Annotated in this window: 17 protein-coding genes; 5 read left to right on the plus strand and 12 right to left on the minus strand. The window is 56.2% G+C overall.

Annotated elements, in window-relative coordinates:
* Positions 1-5: 5 nt before the first annotated feature.
* Positions 6-2087, plus strand: a complete 2082-nt coding sequence (gene malQ, locus ACMVME_RS19555; protein WP_068795411.1) for a 4-alpha-glucanotransferase — start codon at positions 6-8, stop codon at positions 2085-2087.
* Positions 2088-2139: 52 nt separating this feature from the next.
* Here malQ and gntT read toward each other — a convergent pair whose 3' ends face one another.
* From gntT to gntX, 3 genes are all read right to left on the minus strand, one after another.
* Positions 2140-3456 (minus strand): gluconate transporter, encoded by a 1317-nt coding sequence (gntT, locus tag ACMVME_RS19560; RefSeq protein ID WP_014171973.1) that lies wholly within the window; start codon positions 3454-3456, stop codon positions 2140-2142.
* Between the two features lie 307 nt (positions 3457-3763).
* Positions 3764-4339 carry a Fe-S biogenesis protein NfuA gene (nfuA, locus tag ACMVME_RS19565; RefSeq protein WP_003861601.1) on the minus strand — a complete coding sequence of 192 codons (576 nt, stop codon included), beginning with the start codon at positions 4337-4339 and terminating at the stop codon, positions 3764-3766.
* 61 nt (positions 4340-4400) lie between these two features.
* Positions 4401-5084 carry a DNA utilization protein GntX gene (gntX, locus tag ACMVME_RS19570; protein WP_044867734.1) on the minus strand — a complete coding sequence of 228 codons (684 nt, stop codon included), beginning with the start codon at positions 5082-5084 and terminating at the stop codon, positions 4401-4403.
* 36 nt (positions 5085-5120) lie between these two features.
* Here gntX and bioH point away from each other — a divergent pair, with 36 nt between their 5' ends.
* Both bioH and ACMVME_RS19580 read left to right on the plus strand, forming a co-directional pair.
* Positions 5121-5894 (plus strand): pimeloyl-ACP methyl ester esterase BioH, encoded by a 774-nt coding sequence (bioH, locus tag ACMVME_RS19575; RefSeq protein WP_044867735.1) that lies wholly within the window; start codon positions 5121-5123, stop codon positions 5892-5894.
* A 111-nt stretch (positions 5895-6005) separates the two neighbouring features.
* Positions 6006-6275, plus strand: a complete 270-nt coding sequence (locus ACMVME_RS19580; protein ID WP_020884569.1) for a YdgH/BhsA/McbA-like domain containing protein — start codon at positions 6006-6008, stop codon at positions 6273-6275.
* Between the two features lie 30 nt (positions 6276-6305).
* Here ACMVME_RS19580 and feoC read toward each other — a convergent pair whose 3' ends face one another.
* From feoC to greB, 5 genes are all read right to left on the minus strand, one after another.
* Positions 6306-6545 (minus strand): [Fe-S]-dependent transcriptional repressor FeoC, encoded by a 240-nt coding sequence (gene feoC / locus ACMVME_RS19585; protein WP_014171968.1) that lies wholly within the window; start codon positions 6543-6545, stop codon positions 6306-6308.
* Positions 6546-6555: 10 nt separating this feature from the next.
* Positions 6556-8874 (minus strand): Fe(2+) transporter permease subunit FeoB, encoded by a 2319-nt coding sequence (gene feoB, locus ACMVME_RS19590; RefSeq protein ID WP_068795412.1) that lies wholly within the window; start codon positions 8872-8874, stop codon positions 6556-6558.
* A gap of 30 nt (positions 8875-8904) precedes the next feature.
* The gene (feoA, locus tag ACMVME_RS19595) at positions 8905-9132 is read right to left on the minus strand and encodes a ferrous iron transporter A (protein ID WP_020884570.1); all 228 of its coding nucleotides are present in this window, start codon (positions 9130-9132) and stop codon (positions 8905-8907) included.
* 292 nt (positions 9133-9424) lie between these two features.
* Positions 9425-11755: a Tex family protein gene (locus ACMVME_RS19600; RefSeq protein ID WP_025202857.1), complete on the minus strand. Its 2331-nt coding sequence runs from the start codon at positions 11753-11755 to the stop codon at positions 9425-9427.
* A gap of 88 nt (positions 11756-11843) precedes the next feature.
* Complete coding sequence (greB, locus tag ACMVME_RS19605; RefSeq protein ID WP_014171964.1) at positions 11844-12317, minus strand: transcription elongation factor GreB; 474 nt, start codon at positions 12315-12317, stop codon at positions 11844-11846.
* Between the two features lie 232 nt (positions 12318-12549).
* Between greB and ompR the strand changes: the two genes are divergently transcribed.
* Positions 12550-13269 (plus strand): two-component system response regulator OmpR, encoded by a 720-nt coding sequence (gene ompR, locus ACMVME_RS19610; RefSeq protein ID WP_006177890.1) that lies wholly within the window; start codon positions 12550-12552, stop codon positions 13267-13269.
* Positions 13266-14612, plus strand: coding sequence for a two-component system sensor histidine kinase EnvZ (gene envZ, locus ACMVME_RS19615; RefSeq protein ID WP_014171962.1), 1347 nt, complete (start codon positions 13266-13268; stop codon positions 14610-14612). The genes ompR and envZ overlap by 4 nt, the downstream gene beginning before the upstream one ends.
* Positions 14613-14659: 47 nt before the next feature.
* On the opposite strand, the gene pckA is transcribed toward envZ, so the two are convergent.
* From pckA to yrfG, 4 genes are all read right to left on the minus strand, one after another.
* Positions 14660-16279: a phosphoenolpyruvate carboxykinase (ATP) gene (gene pckA, locus ACMVME_RS19620; RefSeq protein WP_014171961.1), complete on the minus strand. Its 1620-nt coding sequence runs from the start codon at positions 16277-16279 to the stop codon at positions 14660-14662.
* A gap of 353 nt (positions 16280-16632) precedes the next feature.
* Positions 16633-17511, minus strand: a complete 879-nt coding sequence (gene hslO / locus ACMVME_RS19625; protein ID WP_014171960.1) for an Hsp33 family molecular chaperone HslO — start codon at positions 17509-17511, stop codon at positions 16633-16635.
* Between the two features lie 24 nt (positions 17512-17535).
* On the minus strand, positions 17536-17937 hold the full coding sequence (gene hslR / locus ACMVME_RS19630; RefSeq protein WP_020884572.1) for a ribosome-associated heat shock protein Hsp15: 402 nt from the start codon (positions 17935-17937) through the stop codon (positions 17536-17538).
* Positions 17934-18617 carry a GMP/IMP nucleotidase gene (gene yrfG / locus ACMVME_RS19635; RefSeq protein ID WP_025202858.1) on the minus strand — a complete coding sequence of 228 codons (684 nt, stop codon included), beginning with the start codon at positions 18615-18617 and terminating at the stop codon, positions 17934-17936. Before yrfG ends, hslR begins: the two co-directional genes overlap by 4 nt.
* Positions 18618-18665 lie beyond the last annotated feature (48 nt).

Below are 18665 nucleotides of genomic sequence, written 5' to 3' on the forward strand. Positions count from 1 at the left end.
GCGCGATGGAGAGTAAACGTCTGGACAGTGCCGCGCAGGCGGCGGGGATCAGCCTCAGTTACATTAATGCTCACGGCAAACCACAGTCTATTGGCGCCGACACCAAAAGACGTTTGCTGGATGCCATGCACAAGACCGACGCGAAAGCGTCGGTTGCTCCGGTGCCGAACGTGAAGGTGTTTACCGCCGGTAAAAAGATGCCGCTAACGGTAAACGGGCGCGGCGAATTTAGCTGGCTGCTCACGACCGAAGAGGGGCAACAGCACAAAGGCCACGCCACCGGTGGCAAAGCGCTTAACCTTCCGGCAAAACTGCCGGAGGGCTATCACACGTTAACCCTCACGCAGGACGACCAGCGTTTTCATTGTCGGGTGATTGTTGCGCCAAAACGCTGCTATGAGCCGCAGGCGTTGCTCGAGGGTAAAAAGCTGTGGGGGGCCTGCGTGCAGCTCTACACGCTGCGCTCTGACAGCAACTGGGGTATCGGCGATTTTGGCGACCTGAAAAAGATGCTGGCGGATGTGGGCGAGCGCGGCGGTGCGTTTATCGGCCTCAACCCCATTCATGCGCTCTATCCGGCGAACCCGGAAAGTGCCAGTCCGTACAGCCCGTCATCCCGTCGCTGGCTGAACGTGATTTACATTGACGTGAATGCCTTAGACGATTTCAAAAGCAGCAAAGAGGCGCAGGCGTGGTGGAACCTCACGACCACTCAGCAGGCGCTGAAGCAGGCGCGCGAGACGGACTGGGTAGACTATGCCACCGTCACCGCACTGAAAATGGCCGCGTTACGTCTGGCGTGGAAAGGTTTTTCGCAGCGTGATGATGAGCAGATGTCGGCTTTCCGCCAGTTTGTAGCTCAGGAAGGCGAGAGCCTTTACTGGCAGGCGGCGTTCGATGCATTGCACGCTTATCAGGTAAAAGAGGACGAAATGCGCTGGGGCTGGCCGGTATGGCCGGAAGCGTATCAATCTGTCGATACGCCCGAAGTGCAGGCGTTCTGCAAAAAATATGCTGACGAGGTGGACTTCTTCCTCTGGCTGCAGTGGCTGGCTTACAGCCAGTTTGCCGCCTGCTGGCAGGTGAGCCAGGGCTATAAAATGCCAATCGGCCTGTACCGCGATCTGGCCGTTGGCGTGGCGGAAGGCGGGGCGGAAACCTGGTGTGACCGCGAGCTTTATTGCCTGAAGGCCTCCGTGGGCGCACCGCCGGATATTCTTGGCCCGCTCGGCCAGAACTGGGGTTTGCCGCCGATGGATCCGCACGTCATGGCCGCGCGGGCTTACGAGCCGTTTATCGACCTGCTGCGCGCCAACATGCAAAACTGCGGCGCGCTGCGAATTGACCACGTGATGTCCGTCCTGCGTCTGTGGTGGATCCCTTATGGGGAAACGGCTGACCACGGCGCGTATGTACAGTATCCGGTTGACGATCTGCTCTCGATCCTGGCGCTGGAGAGTAAACGTCATCAGTGCATGGTGATCGGCGAAGATCTCGGTACCGTGCCGGTTGAGATTGTCAGTAAGCTCCGCGACAGCGGCGTTTACTCCTATAAAGTGCTCTATTTTGAAAACGACCATGAGAAAACCTTCCGCGCGCCGAAAGCGTACCCTGAACAGTCAATGGCAGTCGCGACGACGCATGACCTTCCTACGCTTCGTGGCTATTGGGAAAGCGGCGATCTGACGCTCGGTAAAACGCTGGGTCTGTATCCGGATGAAGAGGTCTTACGTGGGCTGTATCAGGATCGTGAGCTGGCGAAGCAAGGGTTGCTTGATGCGTTACACAAGCATGGCTGCCTGCCGAAACGCGCCGGGCATAAGGCATCACTGATGTCGATGACGCCTACGCTCAACCGCGGATTGCAGCGCTATATCGCCGACAGCAACAGTGCCCTGCTGGGTCTGCAGCCGGAAGACTGGATTGATATGGCGGAGCCGGTGAACATTCCGGGTACCAGCTATCAGTACAAGAACTGGCGTCGCAAATTGTCCATCACGCTTGAGAAGATGTTTGCCGATGACGGGGTGAACAAGTTGATTAAGGATTTGGATAAGCGCAGAAAAGCGGTGGGTAAAACGCGGTAGTCTCGCAGAGAGAAGAAAGCCGGGTAAGCGCAAGCTACCCGGCTTTTTGATATCAGATAACCATGTTCAACAGCAGAACCCCGACCAGACCACACACCGAAATAATGGTTTCCAGTGCAGACCAGGACTTGATGGTTTCACCGATAGTCAGGTTGAAATATTCCTTGAACAGCCAGAAGCCCGGATCGTTCACGTGAGAGAAAATCACGCTACCGGAACCTACCGCGATAACCATCAGCTCAGGGCTCACACCCGTCGTCGCAATCAGCGGCGCAACGATACCACCGGCGGTGATTGCTGCAACGGTTGCAGAGCCGAGCGCGATACGCAGCACCGCAGCGATAGACCACGCCATCAGCAGCGGTGACACATTGGTTTCATGCATCATGGCCGCGATGTATTTATCCACGCCGCTGTCGACCAGCACCTGCTTGAACGCACCGCCACCACCGATAATCAGCAGCATCATGGCAATGATTTTGATGGAAGAGGTCAGCGTATCGTTAATCTGATCCATTGAACGACCACGGTTCAGGCCGAAGGTGAACATCGCAATCAGCACCGCAATCAGCGTCGCCATCACCGGGTCGCCCAGGAACTCGGCAACGGACAGGAACGGGTGGCCTTTTGGCAGGATCATTTCCGCCACGGCACGCATCGCCATCAGGATGACCGGCACCAGAGAGGTCCAGACGCTGACGCCAAAACCAGGCATCTCTTCTTCCGTGAAGGTTTTCGCGCTGTACAGACCTTCCGGGATAGGCTTATCAATACCTTTCAGGAAGCGGGCATAAACCGGGCCGGCCAGGATCACCGTCGGGATTGCCAGAATCGTACCGAACAGCAGGGTTTTACCCATATCGGCATGGAAGATGGTGGCGATCGCGGTTGGACCCGGGTGTGGTGGCAGGAAACCGTGCGTAACGGACAGCGCGGCGGCCATCGGTACACCGACATACAGCAGTGGAATGTTCGCTGCCGCTGCGATGGTGAACACCAGTGGCAGCATCAGCACGAAGCCCACTTCATAGAACAGTGCGAAACCGACGGTAAACCCGGTTAACACAACCGCCCACTGAATATTCTTCTTACCAAATTTGGCAATCAGCGTGGTGGCAATACGCTGGGCGCCCCCACAGTCCGCCAGCATTTTGCCGAGCATAGCGCCAAAGCCCATGATCAGTGCCAGGCTACCGAGCGTGCCGCCGACACCGGCTTTAATGGAGCTGATGACTTTCACCAGCGGCATCCCTTGCATCAGACCGACTGCAAGTGCCACCAGAACCAGAGCGATAAACCCGTTCATTTTGAAACGGATCATCAAGAGCAGTAATAACACAACACCGATAGCAACGATGACTAATGGCATGATTTACCTGGCCTTTGAATTGTTATGGGTAACGTCATTGTTTCAACGACAAATTCCGATTGTCCCAACTGGGAACAGAGTGTTAACGGCACTAATACTGTTGCCTTGGAAACTATTAAGTTTAGTCGGCTGTTATGAAGGTGCTTAGTGCCCACGAGAATGATACGGGTAACATGTCGTGGTTGAGAATCACCCTGGGGGGCTAAATTTGAATTATGAGACGCAGGTCAACATATGGGGAGGCAAGGCAGGGAGGGGAAAGCAGGCCCGGTAAGCATAGCGCCACCGGGCAAAAGCAGGCGGACGCTTAGTAGTAAGAGTGCTCGCCGCGCTGGTGTTCGGTCAGATCGCGCACACCTTTCAGTTCCGGGAATTCGTTCAGCAGCTGCTTCTCGATCCCTTCTTTCAGCGTGACATCAACCATTGAACAACCGTTACAGCCGCCGCCGAACTGCAGGATCGCCAGGCCGTCTTCAGTGATTTCCATCAGGGAAACACGCCCGCCGTGGCCCGCCAGCTGCGGGTTGATCTGAGACTGCAGCAGGTACTCGACGCGCTCCATCAGTGGGGCATCGTCAGACACTTTACGCATTTTGGCGTTTGGCGCTTTCAGGGTCAGCTGAGAACCCAGCTGATCGGTGACGAAATCGATCTCCGCATCTTCAAGATACGGTGCGCTCAGCTCATCAACGTAAGCCGTGAGCTGTTCAAATTTAAGGGCAGTGTCAGTCGCTTCCACTGCGTCCGGAGGACAATAAGAGACACCACATTCTGCATTCGGAGTGCCTGGATTGATCACAAACACGCGGATCTGCGTCCCTTCTTCCTGATTTGCCAGCAGTTTGGCAAAGTGCGCTTGTGCAGAATCGGAAATACGGATCATAGCTTTGGCCTAATAGTTGACTAAATTACCTGGGTATAATCATACGCCCATTGAAGAAGGGCTACAAGGTACGGCACAGACACCATACCTGAACCGACGCGGCGCCGCTTTGCAAAAGCAGTCGGGAAAGTTCAGCAACGGTACTGCCTGTGGTGACGACATCATCCACAATCGCGATATGGAGGCCTTTGACCGGGAATTCAAGACGAAAGGCATTTTTGAGGTTCCTTTTGCGAAGCCGGGCCGTGAGCTGATGCTGGATAGCCGTATTATGGACGCGTTTGAGCGCACGGGCGTCGTACCGGCAACCGAGCCATCGCGCGAGCGGGCGGCAGAGCAGGTCACTTTGGTTGTAGCCGCGTCGCCAGTGTCGGCGACGGTATAAAGGCACGTTGACCACCATGTCGATGTTCGGCAGGCCGCGGGTGCGTCGCGCCTGTAAAACGGCCAGCAGTAACAGGCGGGCGAGGGGACGCGCCAGCACACTCTGGCCGGCAAACTTCAGCGCATGAATAAGGCCGCTTAACGGCGCAACATAATCATCCACAGCCACCAGGGCACACCACGGCGGCGCTTTTTTCAGGCAGCGGCCGCAGGGAACGTCCCGGCCGGTGGCATTTAGCCCACACTGCGGACACGTCATCGCCTGCCTTTTCAGCGAGCGGGTGCAAACGGAGCAGACGCCCCATGTGCTGAGGGCAAGCGGCATCCGGCATAGCCAGCACAAGCCAGGCACTGTTAACATGTGCAACCTCCATGTGAAAAAAGAGAACAGTAACTGATGAAGACGCTGTGGTGGCAGACCGTAGGGACGGGAAATTGCCATCTTGTGCTGCTGCACGGATGGGGCCTGAATGCCGAAGTATGGAATTGCATAACCGGGGAACTCACCTCGCAATTTACCCTGCATCTGGTGGATTTACCGGGCTTTGGCCGCAGTCGCGGCTTTGGGGCAATGTCGGTTGAGGAGATGGCGCAGCAGGTGCTGGACGCTGCGCCGCAACACGCCATCTGGCTGGGCTGGAGCCTGGGTGGGCTGGTGGCGAGCCAGATTGCCTTGACCCATCCCGAGCGCGTGCGTGCGCTGGTCACGGTAGCCTCGTCACCGTGCTTCAGTGCGCAGGACGACTGGCCGGGCATAAAACCGGATGTGCTGGCCGGGTTCCAGAAACAGCTGAGCGAAGACTTCCAGCGGACCGTTGAGCGTTTCCTGGCCCTGCAGACAATGGGAACCGACACCGCGCGTCAGGATGCCAGAGCGCTGAAGCAGACCGTGCTTTCCCTGCCGATGCCGGACGTTGAGGTGCTTAACGGGGGGCTTGAGATCCTCAAAACCGTCGATTTGCGTGAGCCGCTGGCCGCGCTGGCGATGCCGCACCTGCGTATCTACGGCTACCTCGACGGGCTGGTGCCGCGTAAAGTGGTTCCAGTGCTGGATTCACTCTGGCCACAAAGTGAGTCTCTGGTGATAAACAAAGCCGCGCATGCGCCGTTTATCTCTCATCCGGCGGAGTTTTGTTCAGCGCTCGTTGCGTTAAGTCAACGTTTAGACTGATTATTTTCTATCCAGCCTGGAAAAAGTTTCACACCGCAACCATACTCCAGATGTCGTTGCGGTTGTTCTGCCTACGATAATCAAAACAACAATCCTATGGAGAGTCAGGCTATGAAACTTGTTACAGGTATCGTCACTTCTCTGGTTATTGGGTCACTTTCATTTGGCGCCTTTGCGGCACAAGAGCTGGAAAAAGATAAAGTTGCCGGGATGAATCTGACCAAAGTTGGTGAGATTTCTACGTCTGACACGACCGCGCCGATGGACGCCAAAAGAGAGCTGTCTAAGAAAGCGGATGAGCTGGGTGGGAAGTACTACGTCGTCACCAGTGCCGAAAAACAGACCAAAAACGTGCGCGCAACGGCGGACGTCTATAAGTAATACGTTAATGCCGGGCAGCGATGCCCGGCTTTATGCGCGCAGTGCCCACCACTCTCTGAGGCAGGCTTTTCCTTCCGGGCAGCTTTTACAACTGCCGGACAGGCAGCCCTCCGCCTCTTCCTGAATACGCACCGCTTTTCCCATGGCTTCCAGTCTTTCCAGCATGGCATCGATCATCGGCTGTGGCGTATGCAGGGTGAGGCTCAGCTGTTTCGCCTCCATTCGCCCTTGTAACGCCAGCAGATCACGTACCTGAATCAACGATGCCATGGCTTACCCCTTAGTGACAGTCGCCCGCCGGGCTGTTGCAACAGGTGGCAACCGTTTTGCGGTTTGCCAGCAGGTTGATATCAACCCGGCTGCGTGCCCGGCGTAGCAGGCCGAGAACGAGCACGTTAAACAGCACAACCGCCAGGATGCACACCAGGCTATAACGCGGGTGCTGGCTAAAGTTAACGGTCTGATAAAAGAGCGTCGCCAGCGAGTACGCGATGTTGAGCCCCCACAGAATGGAGAAGCCCATCCAGCCACGGCTGGACTCGCGGGCAATCGCGCCCATGACGGAGATGCACGGAATATAGAGCAGAACAAAGATGAGGTAGCTGTAGGCCGCAGAGGCGCTGCCAAATTTCTCGCTCATCACGCCCATGGCACCCGTTGCCATTTCGCCGTCACCTTTACTGGCCTCGATAGGGTTCGCCAGCACGCTCAGGCTGAAGGTGTCTTTCAGGCTCTGCCATGTCTCTTCGACGGCGCCCAGCAGTTCGTTACCGAGATGAAACTCTGCCGGATTGAACGCTTGCTCCTGGATGTTCTCCGCGGTGTAGAGCGTATTCAGGGTCCCGACGACCACCTCTTTCGCCATCGCACCGGTGAACAGACCGACGGTCGCCTGCCAGTTATCGTCATGGACGCCGATCGGTTTGAAGACCGGGGTTATGACGCGGCTGACGGAGGCGAGGGCGGAGTCGTTGATGTTATCCGCAGCCTGTCCGCTCAGGGTGAAGCTGTTCAGCGCGCTCAGGAAAATACTCACGATAACAATCACTTTACCGGCACGCAGGACGAAGCCTTTCAGGCGCTGCCAGGTCTGGATCACCAGGCTTTTAAGATGGGGGACGTGGTAGACCGGCAGTTCCATAACGAACGGCGACGCTTCGCCGCGCATGATGGTGTGTTTCAGCATCAGCCCCGTGAGAATGGCCATGACGATACCCAGCACGTACAGCGAGAAGACCGCCAGCGCCCCCTGCTGCCCAAAGAAGGCCGCGGCAAAGACCGCGAAGATAGCCAGTCGCGCACCGCAGGACATAAACGGTGCCATCATAATGGTCATCAGACGTTCACGCGGTGCATCCAGCGTACGGGCACCCATAACCGAGGGCACGTTACAGCCGAAGCCCACGATCAGCGGCACGAAGGATTTGCCTGGCAGACCGAGCGCCTGCATCAGGCGATCCATGACGAAGGCGGCGCGCGCCATGTAACCGGAATCCTCAAGGAAGGAGAGGAACAGATACATCATGCCGATTTGCGGCACCAGAGGCAGTACGGTGTTGATACCACCGCCAATCCCCTGGGCAAGGAAGATGGTCAGCCATTCCGGGAAATGCAGGGTGTAACCCACCCACTGAATGCCATGAACAAAGATAGCAACGGAACCGGCATCGAAAATCGGCTGGAGTGCGCCACCAATGTTAATGGCGAGCAAGAACATCAGGTACATCACCAGCAAGAAGACCGGCAAACCGAGGAAGCGGTTAAGCACAACCTTATCTACGGCCGCGGTGAAGCGGCTCGGTTCCGCCGTCAGGGCGTTACTGACCACGTCGCAAATCGCGGCGATGGCCTGATAGCGAGCATCAGCGATATGCAGGGCCGGGTCATCCAGCTCGTCGCTCAGACGGGCGAGGACCACGTCCAGTTTATCTGCCGCATGACCAGCATAGGCGCGGCTGTAGATATCCCCTTCCAGCATTTGCAGGCCGAGCCACAGGCGCTGTTTTGCGGGCATGCTTTTGTCCATCTCTTGCGCCAGCAGATCCGCTTCGCGCAGGAGCGGCTGGGCGTAGTGCACCAGCTCAACGTTACGATTGCCCGCGTGACGATCGATAGCCAGTTTCAGGGCATCAATACCGCGGGCGCGCGTCGACACCAGCGGAACGACCGGGCACCCCAGCCGTGCGGAGAGGGCATCGACGTCGATACGCAGTTTCTGTTTCTCTGCAATGTCGAGCATGTTGAGCGCCACGATGCAGGGAATGCCCAGCTCCAGCAGCTGCAGCGTCAGGTAGAGGTTACGCTCAAGGTTTGAGGCATCAACCACGTTGATGAGCAGATCCGCGTCGCCGCTAAGAATATAGTGGCAGGCAATCTGCTCATCGAGCGAAGTTTGCGAGGAGATCGTGGTTAAGGAGTACGTGCCGGGTAGGTCAACCAGCGTGACCTGGTGATCTGTTGTTGAGAACAGGCCTTCTTTACGTTCAACCGTTACGCCAGCCCAGTTACCGACGCGCTGGCGCGCACCCGTGAGCTGGTTAAATAGCGTTGTCTTGCCGGAATTAGGATTGCCAATTAAGCCAATAGTTAATTTTTTCATTTTTCTGGACTCACTGAAACCGCTGGCTTGTTATCGGGATAAGGCTTCGACTTCTATTAATGCGAGATCTTTTTTACGCAATACCAGATTTACGCGTCGGGTTTCGATATGCACCGGATCACCTAACGGGGCGACGCGCACGACCTGAAATGACGAGCCGGGCAGCATGCCCAGCGACAGCAGCTTTTGTCGATAGGCCGGGCTAATTTCGTGGGTAAAACCGGTAATTTTCCATGCACTGTCTGGAGTGAATTGCATAATGCCTGATTCCACGAGAGGTTAAAATATCTACTATGGGATGATAATGAGAATAGTTTTTATCAGCAATAATAAAACTGTGACGGAATGTTGTTTGCGGTATTAATTTACGGCCTGTTTGACCTTGCTCAATATTTACGGATTCTGCGGCAGGGAGAGGAAAGGCTTATTTGTTAATAGTGTGATCACTGGTGGTTGAAATATAGATATACAACCGGTTTCATATTTTACAATTAATTTCGGCGGGATAACGGCCCGGTGAGTGACGCATCACCGGGCCTTTTTTATGCGGTTAGCGTTTCTTACCCATTGCTGCCGCCAGCGCATCCATCATGGCGCTGTTGCCCGCAGGCTGGGCGTCACGTCCGCGTGGCTTCGCCGCTTTTGCGGCCGGGCGCTGCTGCTCGCGTCCGCCGCCGTTACTGCCGCGGCGCGCGTTGGTTTCACCTGGCTGCTCGTCCAGACGCATCGTCAGGGCGATACGCTTACGCTGCAGATCCACTTCCATCACCTTCACCTTCACAATGTCGCCCGCTTTGACCACGGTATGCGGATCTTCAACGAATTTATCGGCAAGGGAAGAGATGTGGACCAGACCGTCCTGGTGCACGCCGATATCGACAAATGCGCCAAAGTTGGTGACGTTAGTGACCGCCCCTTCGAGTACCATGCCTGGAAGCAGGTCATTCATGGTTTCAACGCCGTCGGCGAAGGTCGCGGTTTTAAACTCAGGACGCGGATCGCGGCCCGGTTTTTCCAGCTCTTTGATGATGTCCGTGACCGTCGGCACCCCGAACTGTTCGTCGGTAAAATCGACCGCCTTCAGGTTGCGCAGCGCGCTGCTGTCGCCCATCAGGTCTTTCAGCGCCTGCTGGGTTGCGGCCAGAATGCGTTCCACTACCGGGTACGCTTCCGGGTGAACGGTTGAGGCATCCAGCGGGTTATCGCCGTGGTTGATGCGCAGGAAGCCCGCGCACTGCTCAAATGCTTTTGGCCCCAGACGGCTCACCTTCAGCAACTGCTGGCGGTTCTGGAACTGGCCGTTTTCATCACGCCAGGCAACGATGTTTTGCGCCATCATGCGGGTTAAGCCCGCCACGCGGGTCAGCAGGGGAACAGAGGCCGTGTTCAGGTCAACGCCGACGGCGTTTACGCAGTCTTCCACGACCGCATCCAGCTTACGGGCCAGCTGAGTCTGGCTCACGTCATGCTGATACTGGCCGACGCCGATGGATTTCGGGTCGATCTTAACCAGCTCCGCCAGCGGATCCTGCAGACGACGGGCGATAGAAACCGCACCGCGCAGGGAAACGTCCAGGTCCGGGAACTCCAGGGCGGCCAGTTCAGACGCCGAATAGACGGAAGCGCCCGCCTCGCTGACAATCACTTTCTGTGCGGTGACTTTCGGGAACTGTTTCTGCACGTCGAGGTAGAAACGCTCGGTTTCACGGGAGGCCGTACCGTTGCCGATGGCCACCAGCTCCACGTTGTATTTCTCGCACAGCGCCGCAACCACGACGGCAGCCTTCGCCGCCTGGCCGGTATGCGGATAAATGGTGTCGGTAGCCACCAGCTTGCCGGTACCGTCAACCACGGCCACTTTTACGCCGGTACGCAGACCCGGATCGAGACCCATGGTGGCGCGCAGGCCGGCAGGTGCGGCCATCAGCAGGTCGTGCAGGTTACGGGCGAAGACGTTGATTGCTTCGTCTTCGGCGCGTTCACGCACGGTGCCCATCAGTTCGGTTTCGAGGTGCATCAACACCTTGATGCGCCACGTCCAGCTCACCACGCCTTTGCGCCAGCTGTCTGCCGGCGCGTTGTTCAGGCGCAGGCCGAGGTGGTCGATAATGATCTGCTCGCAGTGGCTCTCTTTTGGTGGCTCGTCAAACTGTGGGTCGGCATTCAGGGAGAGCTGGAGCACGCCTTCGTTGCGGCCGCGGAACATCGCCAGCGCGCGGTGTGAAGGGGTGGTAGAGATGGGTTCGTGATGATCGAAATAATCGCGGAACTTGGCGCCTTCTTCCTCTTTCCCGCTGACCACGGTAGAGACGATGTGGGCGTTTTTCCACAGATAGTCACGCACTTTCGCGAGCAGGGCGGCATCTTCGGAGAAGCGCTCCATCAGAATGTAGCGCGCGCCGTCGAGTGCGGCTTTGGTGTCTGCAACCCCTTTATCGGCATCGATAAACTTCGCGGCTTCGGTTTCCGGGTCGTGGGACGGTTCGTTCCACAGCAGTTCGGCCAGCGGCTCCAGGCCTGCCTCAATGGCAATCTGTCCACGGGTACGGCGCTTCGGTTTGTACGGCAGATAAAGGTCTTCGAGTTCGGTTTTGCTCAGGGTGCCGTTGATTGCGGTTTCCAGCTCGCTGGTCAGTTTTCCCTGTTCGCCGATGGATTTGAGGATCGCCTGACGACGGTCTTCCAGTTCGCGCAGGTAACCGAGACGGGTCTCCAGGTTACGCAACTGCGTGTCATCCAGACCGCCGGTGACTTCCTTACGATAACGTGCAATAAACGGCACGGTGTTCCCTTCATCAAGCAGGCGAACGGCAGCTTCTACCTGTTCGGCTCTGGCCTGAAGTTCACCCGCAATAATGCGGCAGAGCGAATCTTTCATCATGGCTTTATCATCTGTTGAGTCGAAAAAATCAGGGGATAGTTATACGGGCTGACACGGCAAAATGCCAGCCGCGGAGGGCGCTCTCGGACTATTTAACGTACGTAATTTCGTTGACGTACCAGCTGGCTTCGCCGCCAGGGGTCTGCACGACGGCCAAATCGCCCACTTCCTTTTTCAGCAGCGCACGGGCCATTGGTGAGTCGATAGAGATGTAATCCTTACGACCAAAAATTTCGTCATAGCCGACGATACGAAAACGCAGGGTGTCGCCATCGTCGTTCTCAATCTCGACCCACGCGCCGAAAAACACTTTGCCTTCCTGCTGTGGGGAGTAATCCACTATTTTGAGGTTCTCAAGGCATTTGGTCAGATAGCGGACCCGGCGGTCGATTTCACGTAACCGTTTTTTGTTGTACTGGTAGTCAGCATTTTCACTGCGATCGCCCAGGCTTGCGGCCCAGGTCACTTTCTTGGTCACTTCAGGACGCTCTTCGCGCCACAGGTAATCCATCTCTTTTTTGAGTTTCTCATACCCTTCGCGGGTGATCAGGGGCGTTTTCATGGGGTGACCTTAAGACTCGACATCATTGCATTCTTTGCGCACATTACGTATCACGTAGTCTAACAGACAACGTTAATAATGATTTATGTGATGAAATGTGCAGATAAGCTGCTGTTAAATATGCTTTGTAACAATTTCGACTAGAATTTATACCAGAATTAGCTGGTCGAACACGTGCACTTTTTTAGAATACGCTGTTATTAGACTATCCGAACCTTTGGGAGTACACACAATGCAAGAGAACTACAAAATTCTGGTCGTGGATGACGACATGCGCCTGCGTGCGCTGCTTGAGCGTTATCTGACCGAGCAGGGCTTCCAGGTTCGTAGCGTGGCCAACGCTGAGCAGATGGACCGTCTGCTGACCCGCGAATCATTCCATCTTATGGTACTCGACCTGATGCTGCCTGGTGAAGACGGGCTTTCCATCTGCCGCCGTCTGCGTAGCCAGAGCAACCCTATGCCGATCATCATGGTGACGGCGAAAGGGGAAGAGGTTGACCGCATCGTTGGTCTGGAAATCGGCGCTGACGACTACATTCCAAAACCGTTCAACCCGCGGGAACTGCTGGCCCGTATTCGCGCCGTGCTGCGCCGTCAGGCGAACGAACTGCCTGGCGCACCGTCGCAGGAAGAAGCGGTGATTGCGTTTGGTAAGTTCAAGCTGAATCTCGGTACCCGTGAGATGTTCCGTGAAGATGAACCTATGCCGCTCACCAGCGGTGAGTTCGCGGTGCTGAAAGCGCTGGTCAGCCACCCGCGTGAGCCGCTTTCACGTGACAAGCTGATGAACCTGGCGCGCGGCCGTGAATACTCCGCAATGGAACGTTCCATTGACGTGCAGATCTCCCGTCTGCGCCGCATGGTGGAAGAAGATCCGGCGCATCCTCGATATATTCAGACCGTATGGGGTCTGGGCTACGTGTTTGTCCCGGACGGCGCTAAAGCATGAGGCGAATGCGCTTCTCTCCGCGAAGCTCATTTGCCCGTACGCTGTTACTGATTGTCACCCTGCTGTTCGTCAGCCTGGTGACAACCTATCTGGTGGTGCTGAACTTTGCGATCCTGCCGAGCCTCCAGCAGTTCAATAAGGTTCTGGCATACGAAGTGCGTATGCTGATGACCGATAAACTGCAACTGGAGGACGGCACGCAGTTAGTTGTTCCCCCGGCGTTTCGCCGTGAAATCTACCGTGAGCTGGGTATTTCGCTTTACTCCAACGAAGCGGCAGAAGACGCTGGCCTGCGCTGGGCGCAGCATTATGAGTTCCTCAGCCAGCAGATGGCGCAGCAGTTAGGTGGCCCGACGGAAGTGCGCGTTGAGGTCAACAAAAGCTCGCCGGTCGTCTGGCTGAAAACCTGGCTGTCACCCAATATCTGGGTGCGCGTCCCGCTGACCGAAATTCATCAGGGTGACTTCTCACCGCTGTTCCGTTACACCCTTGCCATTATGCTGCTGGCGATAGGCGGCGCGTGGCTGTTTATTCGTATACAGAACCGACCGTTGGTCGACCTGGAGCACGCTGCGCTGCAGGTCGGTAAAGGGATTATTCCTCCGCCACTGCGTGAGTACGGCGCCTCAGAAGTGCGTTCCGTGACGCGGGCCTTTAACCATATGGCGGCCGGCGTGAAGCAGCTGGCAGACGACCGTACGCTGCTAATGGCGGGCGTGAGCCATGACCTGCGCACGCCGCTCACGCGTATCCGCCTGGCGACCGAGATGATGGGCGAAGAGGATGGTTATCTTGCGGAGTCCATTAACAAGGACATCGAAGAGTGTAACGCCATCATTGAGCAGTTCATTGACTACCTGCGTACCGGGCAGGAGATGCCGATGGAGATGGCCGATCTGAATGCGGTACTCGGTGAAGTGGTCGCGGCGGAAAGCGGCTACGAGCGGGAAATCGATACCGACCTTCAGGCCGGTGAAATTCAGGTGCGGATGCACCCGCTTTCCATTAAACGTGCGGTGGCCAATATGGTGGTTAACGCGGCCCGTTATGGCAATGGCTGGATTAAAGTCAGCAGCGGGTCTGAGCTCAACCGCGCCTGGTTCCAGGTCGAAGATGACGGTCCGGGCATTAAGCCAGAGCAGCGTAAGCATCTGTTCCAGCCGTTTGTGCGGGGCGATAGCGCGCGCAGTACCAGCGGAACCGGCTTAGGCCTGGCGATTGTGCAGCGTATTGTAGATAACCATAACGGCTTGCTGGAGATTGGGACCAGTGAGCGGGGCGGTTTAAGCATTCGCGCATGGTTACCGGTGCCGGTGACGCGCGGGCAGGTGAGAGAGAGTTAAAAAAGGGTGGCAAAAGCCACCCTTTTTTTTGCAGGTCGGGTCAGCTGTTACAGCTTCGGTCCCGCACTCACCAGCGCTTCACCTGCCGGGGTATCGGTATACTTCTCGAAGTTCTCAATAAACAGTTTCGCCAGCGATTCTGCTTTCTCACGCCACTGCTCCGGTGAACCGTAGGTATTGCGTGGGTCGAGAATACGGGTCTCTACGCCCGGCAGCGCCGTCGGGATTGCCAGATCAAACATCGGCAGCGTGAAGGTTTCGGCGTTATCGAGTGAACCATCCAGAATGGCGTCGATAATGGCGCGGGTATCTTTGATGGAGATACGTTTGCCGGTGCCGTTCCAGCCGGTATTCACCAGGTACGCCTGCGCACCGGACGCCTGCATGCGTTTAACCAGCACTTCCGCGTACTGCGTCGGGTGCAGCGACAGGAACGCTGCGCCGAAGCAGGCGGAGAAGGTTGGCGTTGGCTCCGTCACGCCGCGTTCGGTACCGGCCAGTTTGGCGGTAAAACCAGACAGGAAGTGGTACTGCGTCTGGCTGGCGGTCAGGCGGGACACCGGAGGCAACACGCCGAACGCATCTGCCGTCAGGAAAATCACCTTCGTCGCGTGGCCCGCTTTTGACACCGGCTTCACGATGTTGTCGATGTGGTAGATAGGGTAAGACACGCGGGTGTTTTCGGTTTTCGAAGCATCGTCGAAGTCGATCGTTCCATCGGCACGCACGGTGACGTTTTCCAGCAGCGCATCGCGGCGGATGGCATGGAAGATATCTGGCTCCGCTTCTTCAGACAGGCGAATGGTCTTCGCGTAGCAGCCCCCTTCGAAGTTAAACACGCCGTCATCATCCCAGCCGTGCTCGTCATCGCCAATCAGACGACGTTTCGGATCGGTAGAAAGGGTGGTTTTACCGGTGCCGGACAGGCCGAAGAACACCGCCACATCCCCTTTTTCACCGACGTTTGCCGAACAGTGCATGGAGGCGATACCGCGCAGCGGCAGCAGGTAGTTCATCACCGAAAACATCCCTTTCTTCATTTCGCCGCCGTACCAGGTACCGCCGATCAGCTGAATACGCTCGGTCAGGTTAAAGGCAATGAAGTTTTCGGAGTTAAGACCCTGCTCTTTCCACTGTGGGTTCGTGCATTTCGCCCCGTTCATCACGATGAAGTCAGGGGTGAAATCCTGCAGCTCTTTGTCGTCAGGACGAATAAACATGTTTTTCACGAAATGCGCCTGCCAGGCCACTTCAGTGATAAACCGCACGGAAAGGCGGGTGTCGGCGTTAGCGCCGCAGAAAGCATCAACGATGAACAGACGCTTACCGGAAAGTTGATGGGTAACGAGCCCTTTCAGATGCTGCCAGGTTTCCGGAGAGAGCGGTTTGTTATCGTTCTTCCCTTTGCCTTTATCAGCCCACCACAGTGTGTCGCGGGTGGTCTCGTCTCGGACGATGTATTTATCTTTCGGCGAACGACCGGTAAAGATACCGGTATCGACGGCGATAGCACCAAGGTTAGTCAACACACCTCGCTCGTATCCTTCCAGTGCTGGATTGAGCTCTTCCTGATACAGCGTATCGTAATCGGGGTTGTAGACGATTTCCTGGACGTCGTGAATACCATAAGCCTTGAGATCTTGCGGGGTTAAACCAGTAACACGCATATCACTGCTCCTTAGCCAATATGTACTGTCTGAAATTGTAGGGTTTTTGTGAGGTTGTTAACCGCGACGGGGCTCATAGATTTACGCATCTGGACAAAACCCTTACTAACGGAAAACGCTGCGACTCCAGTCACAGGGCAGGCGGATTATCGCAGGAATCGCTTTTTGGTTGGGGAAAATGTTCCGAAAAGGTTAATGGCTGGTGATTTTATCGGAAGGAATGTGAATGTAATCGCATACACGTAAGAAAATTACGTAAGAGTTACAGTGTTAAAAACGATTCAGCCAGAGAGGGCTTTTTTGCACGTTGCCCTCTCGCAAAAGGGAGAGGGCAAAGTGAGGGCAGGCTTTGCTTAGTGGACCTGAGGATCCGCCGGGGAGGCGTTGTTGCGGATCTCAGCAATATCCATCGAATTGAACACGTAGTGCGTACCGCAGTAGTCACAGTGCATATCGATTTCGCCGTCTTCCGCCATGATGCTGTCGATCTCTTCATCCGGCAGCGTCTTCAGCGCGCCAGCGCAGCGTTCACGTGAACAGGTGCACTTAAATTCCACCGACTGTGGGTCGTAAACCGTCACTTCTTCTTCGTGATAAAGACGCCACAGGACATCGGTCGCCGACAGGGTGAACAGCTCTTCTGCTTTGACGGTTTCCGTCAGGGTCGCGAGGTGCTCGAAGTCGTTGGTCTGCGCGTCCTGCGCAGGCAGAACCTGCAGCAGCATACCGCCAGCAGCAGGCTGACCGTCTACTTCACCGGTGCGGATGAACAGACGCGTCGGCAGCTGTTCAGAACGCATGAAGTAATCTTCCAGGCAGGCCGCCAGCGTATCGCCTTCGAGGCCAACCACGCCCTGATAGCGCTCACCTTCCTCCGGGGAGATGGTGATGACCAGATAGCCATTACCCACCAGCGTTTTCAGGTCCGCGTTTTCAGGAACATCGCCCTGTACGCGCGCCACGCCGCGCATCTGCTGCTGGTTATTACCGTTGATGACCGCCAGGGTCATAGGGCCATCACCCTGCAACTGCACGGTGATATCCCCGGCAAATTTCAGGGTGGCAGTCAGCAGGCTGGTGGCAACCAGCAGTTCGCCCAACAGGGTTTTCACCGGCAGCGGGTAGTTGTGGTTTTCCAGAATCTGTTTCCAGGTTTCGGATACGGTGACCAGCTCGCCGCGCACGGCGAATTGTTCAAACAGATAGCGGTGTAATTGGTCGTGTTGGGCCATAATAGTCTCTCGTGCAGGTGAGGGTTACTCGGTCTCACCGTGTTTAAATTTCATCAGATCGCGGCGCTCTTTTTTATCCGGACGCCGGTCCGGGTGGGGCATTGTCAGCGCATTCATTTTGCGCGCCAGCGCGGTCTTCTCGCGTTTTTCAATGCTCTCAGCCGTCTCTTCATACAGCAGGACGGCTTCGGTTGCGGGCCGTCGTTGTTCAGTAATGGCTTTAATCACCACGGTACGTTCATCGTTGCCCTGACGCAGCGTTAAGGTGGCATTCAGTTCGACCAGCTTGCTCGGTTTGCTGCGCTGGCCGTTGTAATGCACTTTACCGCCGTCAATCATGTCGCGGGCAAGGGCGCGCGTTTTATAAAAACGGGCCGCCCACAGCCATTTATCCAGTCTTACCCCTTCAGAGGGTTTTTCTTTCATGGCCTCTCCTTCACGGTCAGTGAGGGGATCATCTGGCGATAGTCGTTCAGCCCCGGATGGCGCAGATAGCTTTTTTCAGCCAGGCCAGAGTCAGGATTGGTAACGCCCAGACAATAGCGAATGCCAAACCTGGCCGCGGAATCCAGAATAGGCTCGCTGTCATCAATAAACAACGTGCGTTCCGGCTGCAAACCGGTCTCTTCCGCCACCGCATGCCACAACCGCTGATCCTCTTTCGGATAACCAAATGTGTGGGTGGAAAGTAATAAATCAAGGTGCGAAGCAAGACCCGTATGCTCCAGCTTCACGGCCAGATTGTGAGGATGGGCGTTGGTCAGCAAGATACGGCGCTTGCCGCTCGCTTTCAGCGCATCCAGAAAAGGCACGGTATCCTCACGCAGTACGGCGCGCGGGCCCTGGGCGGTGGTCATGGCACAAATATCCAAACCGAGGCGCTCGCTCCAGTAGTCAAGACAGTACCAGTTTAGCGTATGCTGCACCGCGCTATATTGCGAACGAATGAATTCCTGCGCTTCTGCCGGGGAGATCCCCTGCTGTTCACCATAGGTTTCCGGAACCAGCTTTTGCCAGAAATAGTTATCAAAGGCGAGATCGAGCAGCGTGCCGTCCATATCCAGCAGAACGGTATCAACCTCCTGCCAGGCGATATCAAGATGCATAAGGGGGAACTCCAGCCTGAAGAAACGTGCGCGACAGGGTAGCACATC

Origin of the sequence: Enterobacter cloacae complex sp. 2024EL-00711 (genome assembly GCF_047529885.1) — a bacterium.
Classification (GTDB): Bacteria; Pseudomonadota; Gammaproteobacteria; order Enterobacterales; family Enterobacteriaceae; genus Enterobacter; species Enterobacter ludwigii.